At 69.9% G+C, this 10,222-nt stretch carries 6 protein-coding genes and 1 pseudogene; 2 read left to right on the top strand and 5 right to left on the bottom strand.

Annotated features, from left to right (window positions below; translation table 11 throughout):
* The 5 genes and pseudogenes from IH25_RS0115275 to IH25_RS0115255 all read right to left on the bottom strand — a co-directional run.
* Positions 1 to 564, bottom strand: a 564-nt coding sequence (locus IH25_RS0115275) for a hypothetical protein (RefSeq protein ID WP_245172795.1), incomplete at its 3' end; no start/stop codon positions are given.
* Positions 565 to 645: 81 nt separating this feature from the next.
* Positions 646 to 866, bottom strand: a pseudogene (locus IH25_RS43205) (hypothetical protein); the annotation flags it as partial.
* A gap of 652 nt (positions 867 to 1,518) precedes the next feature.
* Entirely contained in the window at positions 1,519 to 3,879 is a 2,361-nt protein-coding gene (locus IH25_RS0115265; protein WP_030609237.1) for a hypothetical protein, read from the bottom strand.
* Positions 3,880 to 3,901: 22 nt separating this feature from the next.
* Entirely contained in the window at positions 3,902 to 4,330 is a 429-nt protein-coding gene (locus IH25_RS0115260; RefSeq protein ID WP_030609235.1) for a hypothetical protein, read from the bottom strand.
* 422 nt (positions 4,331 to 4,752) lie between these two features.
* Positions 4,753 to 5,397, bottom strand: coding sequence for a flavin reductase family protein (locus tag IH25_RS0115255; protein WP_030609232.1), 645 nt, complete (start codon positions 5,395 to 5,397; stop codon positions 4,753 to 4,755).
* Between the two features lie 425 nt (positions 5,398 to 5,822).
* Between IH25_RS0115255 and IH25_RS0115250 the strand changes: the two genes are divergently transcribed.
* Positions 5,823 to 6,206, top strand: coding sequence for an effector-associated constant component EACC1 (locus tag IH25_RS0115250; protein ID WP_030609229.1), 384 nt, complete (start codon positions 5,823 to 5,825; stop codon positions 6,204 to 6,206).
* A 6-nt stretch (positions 6,207 to 6,212) separates the two neighbouring features.
* Positions 6,213 to 10,133 (top strand): caspase, EACC1-associated type, encoded by a 3,921-nt coding sequence (locus tag IH25_RS0115245; RefSeq protein ID WP_030609226.1) that lies wholly within the window; start codon positions 6,213 to 6,215, stop codon positions 10,131 to 10,133.
* The last annotated feature ends 89 nt before the right edge of the window (positions 10,134 to 10,222 follow it).

Here is a 10,222-nt window from a genome sequence, read left to right as displayed (position 1 = left end):
CTTGGCCATGGCCAGCGAGAAGGAGTGGGCCACGGTCGCGTAGGCGTTCTTCAGCGCCTTGATGTCACCTTCGGGGGGCTTGGGCATGCCCCAGCGTTCGACGCCGATGAAAATGTGGGTTACTCCCGACGGGTCGGGCAATTTGCCGCTCCGGCAGGCGAAGAAGACGTACGCCTTGTCCGCAGCCGCCACGGTTCGCTCTCCCATCTTCAGCGCGGTGAACTTCGGGGCGGGGGTGCCCGTCGGGGCGCCGGCTTCCAGCTTCCAGGTGATTCTGAGCTGGAAATACGGGGTGCCGATGGGCATGTAGACACGGCAGAGGTCCCCATGGTCCAAGAACCCCTCGCCAAGGTTCGCCGCGGCCTGCGCGACCGTGTACTCCTTCCCCGATGCCTCGAACCGCGAGGACCCGGTGATCACCTTCAGGGCCTTGGCCGCGTCGGCGGACACTGCATCGCTACCGCAGAGTTGTGTGCCGCCGACGACCTTGTAGTCCTTCGGCAATCCGTCCTTGTCCTCGCCCTCCCCACAACCGGTGGCCCCGAGAAGCAACGAGCCGGCCACGACCGCGGCGAGGAGTCCCCCGCGTACCGACCCACGTCTGATCACTGTCCGCACCTCACGTCCCTCGGCCGTCCACCGGCCTCAGCAGGTCTCCGGGCCGTTGCCCTGCTGCTTCTCCCGGTCGTTGCCCACCCCGTAGCCGATCACCATCGATTCAAGATGGTGCCGACCACCTGGCTGATGACCTGCTCCGCAGCGCCACTGGCGGTACCGGTCGCCAGTGGGACGAGTACCGCGGCCGTGCCCACGGCAGCGGTCGCGGGCAGGAAGGCCACGCCCGCCCCGTTACCCGCCGCTTGGCCATGGCCAGCGAGAAGGAGTGGGCCACGGTCGCGTAGGCGTTCTTCAGCGCCTTGATGTCACCTTCGGGGGGCTTGGGCATGCCCCAGCGTTCAACGCCGATCTCGATATGGGCCACTTCCGACGGGTCATAAAACTTGGGGCTCCGGCACGCGAACCGGACGTATGCCTTGTCCGCCGCCGCCAAGGTCTCCTCACCCATCTTCAGCACGGTGAACTTCGGGGCCGCCGGACCGTCCGTCGGGGCACCCTCGGCCAGTCGCCAGGTGATTCTGAGCTCGAAATGTGGCGTGCCGATGGGCGTAAAGACGCGGCAGGCGTCGTTGTACATGGTGGAGCTCGGGGGCCCCGCGACGAGGTTCGCCGCGGTCTGCGCGACCGTGTACTCCCTCGACGACGCCTCGAACCGCGATGACCCGGTGATCGCCTTCAGGGCCTTGGCCGCATCCGCGGACATGGCGTGGCCACCGCAGAGTTGCGTCCCCGCGACGACCTTATAGTCCTTCGGAACTCCGTCCTTGCCCCCGTCCTCCCCACAACCCGTGACCCCGAGCAACAACGAGCCGGCCACGGCCGCGGCAAGGAGTCCCCCGCGTACCGACCCACGACTGATCACTGTTCGCATCCTCACGTCTCCTCGGCCGTCCACCGGCCTCAGCCGGTCTCCGGGCCGTTGCCCTGCTGCTTCTGCCGGTCATTCCCGACCCCGTAGCCGATCAGCATCGATTCGTGCAGGTCCTGCGCGAACAAGTCTTTGCTAAGGTCCTTTCCGTTATGCAGCAGGAACTGCTGCATCGGGGCCTCAGCCATGCTCTCACCGGCGGAGTAGATCTTCTTCTTCTCGATGTCGGTGAGATCCTCGATCTTCTCCTTGTACTCATCCACCGAGTTGTCGGAGATGTTGCCGACCATCTGGCTGATGACCTGTTCGGCAGCGCTACTGGCGGTATCGGTCGCCAGCGGGATGAGTACCGCGGCCGTGCCCACGGCAGCGGTCGCGGGCAGGAAGGCCACGCCCGCCGCGACGCCCGCCGTGGCCCCGAACTCGATCCAGCCCGCCCGCTTGGCAACCGCCTTCTCGTAGTCCTCGTGGAGCTTGAGGTTCGTCGCCTCCACCTGGTCGGCCCGGGACTGGTCGAGCATGCCCTGCACCTCGGCGCCTACGCGCACGGTCGCCCTGGCCCTGGCAGTACCCTCCTCGTTGATCTTCCCGTCCGGGCCCACCGTCTCTTCCAGCGCGCTGCGGGTGTAGACCTGTTCCGCGGCCGAGACCGTCGCGTAGGCGTCCGGGTGCTGTCCCAGGGTGCTGAGGAAGCCGCGGACGACGCTCCGCCCGTTCCCGTCCACGGTGTCCGCGAAGTTCACGTGCCCGTCGGGATTCTTGCGCGGCGTGAACACACTGTTCGGATCGTTCCTGTCCAGTGCCCAGTTGATGTCGTCGATGTAGCCGGCGCCCATGACGCCCAGGCTGTCGGCCATCGCCTGGTGGTGCTCCTTGAGCAGGGCCGGGTCATCGGCGTATTTCTCCATGACCTTCCGCATGACCGCGGCGTTGTCCGCGTCGCGTACCACGCCGGCGTCCGGGTGGCCGGCCGGGTAGCCGAGGGTTGCGGCCTCCAAGGCGTGGCCCAAGGCATCGGGCATCTGGTCGAGCGCCGCCCTGTTCTCCTTGTCATCAAGCGAGTTGACGTCGGGGAAGGACTCCCACTCCTCGTCGGTGAAGAAGTCGAAGTAGTTGCCGATCGTCTCGCCGTCCTTGTTCTTTCCGAGGTCGGCCGTGGCGCCGTGGTTGACCGTGCCGTCTTCGTTGTACGCGGTCGGGTGGTCGGTGAAGAACTTCTTCGCCGCTTCCGGACTGTTGCCGAGCGCTTCCAGCATGGCGGTGGCCGGGTCGTAGCCGGCCCCGTTCCTTCCGGAGGGGTTGTACGGGTTCTTGAACGGACTGTTCACCACCTTGTTCTCGGCGAACATGTCCGGGTTCTTCGCGTGCAACTGCGCCACGTGTTCGGCGATCGGGTTGAGGAACTTCGCGTCGTAGTCCCCGTACCGCATGATCCCGCCGAGCAGCTGGTAACCGAACGGGCCGCCGTAGTCGTGCTTGGCCAGCGGAATACGCTCCGTACCCAACTTGCGGAGCTCCGGACCCCACTTGTCGGTGAACTCCTTGTCGTGGGAGGCGGCGGCCAGGTTGAGGCCGAGGTTTTTCTGGAGTTCCTGGACGTCCTTGAGGCGCTCGGCGTCGGCTTTGCCGTACTCGTACGTGTCGGTGGAGAGCTGGCCGAAGAAGGCGAGCGACTTCTCGGGGCCGAGCTTCTCGTAGAAGCCTTTGGAGAACTCAACCGACGAACTGTTGCCCCGTAACAGGTCGTTGAGCTGCTGAAGTTCGGCGTGTGTGATGTCCCGCCCCTTGGCCGCCAGAGCGACCGCGCGGGCGGCTTCCTCCTGGTCCAGCTTCGTGTATGTCGGAGCGTTGAAGTCCTTGCGGTCGGTGACGTTGGTTTCGAGGGAGTTCTTGAGGGCGACATCGGTGTCGTTGCAGTTGTCGACGATGAGGTCGATCCGCTTCTGCCACGACTCGATGTTCCGCTTCTCCTCCCGCAGAAGCCTGCCGTAGTCGGGGTCGTGCTGCGCCACGCGGTTCTGCGACCACGGTTTCCGCGCCGTCACCTTGCCGTTGCCGTCCACGCGGATACCGGCCGCCGGCCCCTCGTGGTCCCGGATGTTGACCAGGTCGTCCTTGGCCTTCTTGATGGCCGCGTAGCCTTCTTCCAGGATCAGCTGCACACCTTTGGCCTCGGCCGCCGCGTCCGCGATCTCCTTGGCCGTCTTACCGATGAACGCCTTGGTGACCCCTGCGTTGACGCCCTCCCAGGCCGCTCTGTCCGCCTTCGCCTTCATCCCGTCGGCGGCGTCCGTGGCGAGCTTGTCCAGCTTCTTCGCCATCTCCGACCAGTCGTCGGCGGCGGCCTTCAGTTTCGCCACCGGGGCATCGATGATGTCCTCGTACTTCAGCATGTCGCGCGTACTCCCCCGGGCCCTATTTCATGTATTCCGTGAGCACGGAGATCTTCTTCAGATCCCCCTCGACCTTGGCCTCGTCCTTGGCGTGCTGGGCCTTGCTGTAATCGAGGTGGTTCGAAATCTGCGCGCAGGCGTCCAGGAGTGTCTTCAGGTGGGTCTCCCAGTAGTCGTGCACCTTCAGCACGGCCGAACCGCTCGCGAAGTTCCCGTTGGTCAGCGCCGTCGCCGCGTCGAGCGTGGAGGAACGGGCGATGTCGCCCTCCTTCGTCAGCCGGCCCAGCAGGGCGTACGCGTCATTGCCGACAGCACCGAGGTCGTCCCGATTGACGACCAGGTCGTTCCTCCCACCGCCTACGCCACCGTCGGCCGGAGCACTGTCGATCCGCATGGCAGTCCGCTCGGCCGCCGCCGCGCGCAGCTCGGCCCACTCTTGCTCGAACGTCATGAATCCCCCAAGTTCATCCCAGCGGATGACTCCACAGTTACTCAGGCAGTCCCCGACCTGACCCGCTGTCACTTGTACCATCAACCTCCCATGCCAAAGGGGCCGTTGATTGATCGCGATTCGGACGACGATGCGCGAATCTCGGCCGCTCGCGATATCGACCAGACCCAGAGCAGTGGGCGTAGTGCTGCACCGAACGCCGAAAATCGGCCATCAAGTTCGTCTTCGGACGACCACGCCCCACCCTTGCGGACACCGCGCCGCCGAAGAGCGGCAAGGAGCTCCCCGTAGCGATCAGCTCGCCCGAGACGGCGAAGTCTGTCCACGGCAAGTGAGGGACTCTCACGGGTACACGGGTACACATACCGCAGGTCACAAAGGTGCCAGGCCCTGTTTCCCACCACGCACGGCCGGCGCTGTGCTCAGGCGCCGGTGTTCGCGCTGGTGGGGCCGGGGATTGCCCAGGCCGAGGCCAGGCGGGACGGGTGTACGTTTCGGCTGTTGCCGTAGAACTCGCAGAATTTCATGATCAGGGGGTCCCAGCGGTCGGCGTCGATGTGGCGACGCTCGCCCGGCACCAGCAGGCTTTCCTCGACGTGGACCCGGACCACGCGTGCCTCCACGGCCACGAGGCCGGAGCCGTCTTCCCCGAACGGATGGACGCGGTCGACGACGGCCTCCAAGTGGACCGGACACTGGGCCACCCGCGGCGGACGTACCTTCTCGGAAGCCGTCTCGGTCAGTCCCGCCGCCTTGAACTTGTCCCGCTCGTACCGATAGCCCTTGCGCAGTTTGTGTTCGGGCACGACAGGCGAGCCGGTGAGCAGCGCCAGGCGGTCGACCGCGCCGACGAGGTCCGACGAGGCGAGATTCAGCACGCATTCACCAGTACTGATGAGGTTCTTCGTGGTGTGCGAGGTCTCGTCCAGGCCCAGCATGCAGGACTGGTCCACCCACCAGGCGGAGGACATGGGCGCCAGATTCGCCGAGCCGTCCTCGTTGGACGTGCTCAGCAGTACCACGGGCGTGCCGAAGTAGAGCACCCTCGGTTCGACGGTCAGATGCATGGGCTCCTCGCGCGGGCAGTGGGGGCGTGCGGTGCGGGCGGCGCGTCGTCCTGGTCACTGTGCCGGGCGGGTGGGTCCGCCCGCTGGCGGGAATCGGACCTCGCCTCCGGCGGGGCTGCCGGCGTCGACGTGGTGATGTGCGCCGGGACGGTGACGCGGAGTCCGGCCGGCGTCTGCTGATCTCCCCGAGCCGGCTACCCGCCGGGCGGTCACCCCGCGTGCGGGCGCGCCGGGCAAGACGGTCCGGGCGGAGCCGCGCGGGACCGGACCCGGCGGGGGAACGCACGGGCCCCGGCCATCGGCACGCACTTTCACGCCAACGACCTGCGAGGCAACGGCGAACGGGGGCTGCGTTGTCAGTGCCGGGCGCTAGTGTCGTTCGCCCGGCAAGGAGCCGTTGGACTCACGGGGAGCACGAGAACGCCATGCCCGACCATCACACCGGATACCGGATCTCCGTCGTCGACGAGGACCCGCTGCGCGCCCGCAAGGAGGCACGCGAACTGCTCGCCGTGCTCGCCGAGGCGGACTCCACGGCCAGGCTCGACCTGCCCGCGCCAGGCGGCCCGGTGGGAGCCGACGACAAGGGCGGCCCGTCCGCCGAGACCGTCGGGGTGCTGCTGAGCGCCGGCTCCTTCGTCGTCGGGCTGGTGCAGACGTGGCTGGCGCGGGTCCCTCAGCGCACCATCGTGGTCAAGCGGCCCGACGGCGCGGTCCTGCATCTCACCGGCAAGGAGGCCCGCGAGGACGACACGCTGATCGAGCGGTTCCTCGCGGACGGCGGCGACGAGGGTACGACGGCGGACTGAGCGACGATGACCGACAACGACCGTCACGCCCTGCTCGTCGGCGTCTCCACGTACGACAGCGAGGCGTACGCCGACCTCCCGGCCGTACGCGCCGATCTGCACTACATGCGGGCCGTCCTGGAGAACACCGAGATCGGCATGTACAACGAGTGCGCGATGGCCGCCGAGCCGACGCGCGCGGAGATGCTGCACGCCGTGGAGACGTTCCTGGAGGCCCGGCAGCCCAGCGAGACCGCACTGCTCTACTTCAGCGGGCACGGCGAGTACTGCGAGCAGGACGGCCAGCTGTACTTCCTGACCCGGGACACCGATCCGGCCGACCTGCCGGGTACCGCCGTACCGGCACAGTTCCTGGAGCGGACGCTGCAGTCCTGCCGGGCCGCCTCCAAACTGGTCCTGCTGGACTGCTGCTCCAGCGGATCCGTCGTACAGGGCTGGACCGCCAAGGGGCCTTCGGCACAACCGGACCGGCCCGCGGCGAGCACACTGCTGCGGCCGACCGGCGTGTACTTCATCACCGCGTCCGACGCCCTCCAGGCGGCCTCCGCGATGGCGCCGCCCGGCTCCGGCCTCGGCACCTCCCGGTTCACCGGGGAGATCGTCGAGGGGCTGCGCAACGGCCGGATCAAGGAGGGCGGCTGGATCACCCCGGACGACCTCTTCGACTACCTGACCGCGCAGATGGCCCGCAACGGCGTACCGGAGGAGCAGCGGCCCACCAAGTCCACGATCAGGGCCACCCGCAGCCTCCCCTTCGCCCGGTCGGTGGCGCGGCCCGTACACCTTCCCGCGCTCCCGCACGACGCCGCCGAGGCCGCCCGGCGCTCCCCCGCGCTGCTGAAGGCCCGGGCGCTGGCCGAAGCGGACGAACGGGACGGCGTCGATGCGCGGCGGCTGCTGCGCTACTACGCGGACTGCCTCACCGCGCAGGCGGCGGCCGGCATGCGGCCCGACCGGGACAGCGGCCTGAACGAGAAGTACTTCCTGCTGGCCCAGGGCGAGGAGACCATCCAGTCGGGCCGTGGACCGCACATCGTCGCGCCCGGATCGCTGCCCCGGCCGCAGGGCGGGCGGGCCGGGTCCGGCACCGAGGCGGGGACGCGGCAGGAGTACTGGTACGGGTATCCGGCGATCACGCTGCCCGCGCGGGACGGCGGCCGGGGGCGGCGCGCGACGGTGCAGCTGGCGCCGCTGCTCGTCCAGCAGATGGAGCTCGCGCCGGACGAGGACGGCCGGGACGTGCTGCGGCCCAGCGGTGTGCCGTCCCTGCACAGCGGGGTCGTCTCCGAGTTCCTGGACGCGGACGACGCCGCCGACCTGATGGCCCACTGGCAGCCGGCCTGGCAGGAGGGCAACGACGCGCAGATGCTGCGCGCGATCAGGGAGTTGCTCCAGAAGCTGGGGCTGCCGGAACTCGAGCCGCTGGACCCGTCCGCGCTCAGCGGGCGCACGGTCAGGCAGGCGCTGCGGCCCGGCGCGCACAACGCGGCCGTGCTGCTGGTGCCGTCCGGCGCGGAGGCCATGGCCACCCAGGCGCTGGTGGACAACCTGCTCCAGATCTCCACGCGGACCGAGCAGATCCCGGGCACCGCCCTGGGCGCGCTGCTCGACGGCGGGGCCGGGCGGGCGCCGGCCACCACCGCCACGGCTGCGGACCCGGCTGCCCCGGTGGCTCCGGTGGCTCCGGTGGCTCCGGGGCCGTGCAACGAGAGCCAGGAGCAGGTGATCTCCTCGGCGATGACCCAGCCGCTGACGGTGGCGACCGGGCCGCCGGGCACGGGCAAGAGCGAGGTCGTCACGGCGGTCGTCACCACCTGCGTCGCCGCGGGGCAGTCGGTGCTGGTCGCCTCCACGAACAACGAGGCCGTGAACGTCGTCGCCGAGCGCTGCGACGGCATCGCGCCGGGTCTGCTGATGCGGACGGGCAACACGGAGGCGCTGGAGCGGGAGGCGGCCAAGCTGGAACGGCTGCTCGCCGAACCGGTCGAGGCGCCGCGCCGCGGATCGGCCACCGTGGGCGGCGAGTTGCGCACCACCCGGGGCACGGCGCAGCGGCTGCGGTCGGAGGCCGCCCATCGCGTCCGCGAGGAGACGCGGCTGGTGGAACTGCTCCGCGACCGGGCGGAACGGGCCGCCGGGCTGGAGCTGTCCCTGCCCCTCCTCGAAAGGGCCTGGGCGGCGGACGCGGACGGCCCGGACACGCTGGACCGGTGGGCGCAGCGGGCTCGCAGGACGGCCGGGGCCCGCTGGTGGCAGCTCGGGGAGTGGCGACGTCGACGGGCGCTCGCCGCGCTGGTCGCGGCGGTGGCGGAGCTCCCCGAGGAGTCCGGACCGGCGTGGCCGGCCTGGGCGAGGAGCCGACCGGTGCCGCCCGAGCTGCTGGAGTCCCTGGCCGGGATCGTGTCCGTGGAGCGGGAGGTGCGGGAACTCGTGCGCCGGCACGGGGAGTGGGACGAGGAGGGCCTGAAGGCGTCCAGGGCCGCGACGGCGGAAGCGCTGTCCGGCCTGTCGGCGGAACTGTCCCGCGCGCTGTCCGCCGAGACCCTGGCACGGGCCACCGGGCTCATGAACCAGCGGCTCCAGGCGCTCCGCCGCCGCTCCGGCTACCAGCGCAGCCAGAAGAACCTGATGACGCACATCAAGGGATGGGCCGTCAGCACCCACTCGGTGGGGCGGCTCGAACTCGCCCCGAAGCTGTTCGACCTCGTCGTCATCGACGAGGCCAGCCAGTGCTCCATCCCGTCGGTGCTGCCGCTGCTGTTCCGGGCCCGCCGGGCGCTGATCATCGGCGACCCCATGCAGCTCGGGCACATCCCCGGTGTGTCACCACAGCAGGAGAAGCAGGCGCGGACGCGGGCCGGACTGAGCGCCGCGCAGCTGGAACACCGCCGCCTCGCCTACCACGTGTACTCCTCGTACCACGCCGCCGAACAGCACGGTGACGGCGCGCTGCTCCTCGACGAGCACTACCGCTGCCACCCGCGGATCGCGGACGTGGTCAACGGCCACTGCTACGGCGGCCGTCTGCGGGTGCTGACCGACGTGCGGCGGCAGGTGCCGGGACACGACCCGGTGGGCGCGGCCGACCCGGCACCGGTGCTCGGCTGGGTCGACGTGCCCTCCGGGGAGTCGGCGCGCGGCGGCGACGGGCGGTCCTGGCGGAACACGGCCGAGGCGGAGGCCGTACGGCGCGTGGTCGACGGGCTGCTGGCGGGGCTCGCGCCGGACGCGACCGTGGGAGTGGTCACGCCGTTCCGGGCGCAGAAGGAGGCACTGGCCCGGATGTGGCGGGACGACGACCGGGTCCGGGTCGGCACCGTGCACACCTTCCAGGGCGGACAGCGCGACGTGATGGTGCTCAGCCCGGTCGCGGCGCCCAACACACCGCCCCGTACGACGCACTGGGTCGCGAGCCAGGTCAACTTGTGGAACGTGGCGGTCACCCGGGCCAAGTCACAGCTGATCACCGTGGGCGGTCTCGCCTTCTGGCAGGAACAGAGCGGCCTGCCGGCCCTCCTCGCCGCGCGCTCGGCGCCGCTGGGGGCGGGCGGCGACGGCACGACGGCCGAGGCCGGCCCGCCCGGACCGGTGACCGAGGCCCTCGAAGACCTCGCCGACCGGCTGCAGCGGTACTTGACCGGACGTGGCATCACCGATCTGGAGCGGGCCGCCCTGGTGGGCGGTCACCCGGTGGATCTGGTGTTCACCGACGCCGGCGAGAACACGGCGGTGCTGGTCGACCCCGGACCGAGGCTGGGCGAAGACCCCGCGCGGCACCTCAGGCTCGTCCACGCGCGAGGCGACCTGCTCATCGGACTGCCCTCCGGGGGACGTGGGGCCAAGGCCGGTCCGGTGAGCCGGACGCTGCGGGTACCCGCATGGCGGATCCTGGCGGGCGAGGCCGCGCTGGCGCCGCTGTTCGACTGAGCCACGCACAGGACGACCGGCCCCACGGGCCTGCCCGAGGGCCCGCTCGGCCACCGGCCAGGCCCCGTACGACGTAGGTCATGTGCTGG

Origin of the sequence: Streptomyces achromogenes subsp. achromogenes (assembly GCF_000720835.1) — a bacterium.
Lineage (GTDB): Bacteria > Actinomycetota > Actinomycetes > Streptomycetales > Streptomycetaceae > Streptomyces > Streptomyces achromogenes.
Note: the sequence above shows the minus strand (reverse complement) of the source record. Positions and strands in the feature narration are given on the sequence as shown.

What these genes read in the sequence shown, in the direction of transcription:
- IH25_RS0115265 (WP_030609237.1), bottom strand. Translation starts at nt 3,879, where the DNA reads ATGCTGAAGTACGAGGACATCATCGATGCCCCGGTGGCGAAACTGAAG.
- IH25_RS0115260 (WP_030609235.1), bottom strand. Translation starts at nt 4,330, where the DNA reads ATGACGTTCGAGCAAGAGTGGGCCGAGCTGCGCGCGGCGGCGGCCGAG.
- IH25_RS0115255 (WP_030609232.1), bottom strand. Translation starts at nt 5,397, where the DNA reads ATGCATCTGACCGTCGAACCGAGGGTGCTCTACTTCGGCACGCCCGTG.
- IH25_RS0115250 (WP_030609229.1), top strand. Translation starts at nt 5,823, where the DNA reads ATGCCCGACCATCACACCGGATACCGGATCTCCGTCGTCGACGAGGAC.
- IH25_RS0115245 (WP_030609226.1), top strand. Translation starts at nt 6,213, where the DNA reads ATGACCGACAACGACCGTCACGCCCTGCTCGTCGGCGTCTCCACGTAC.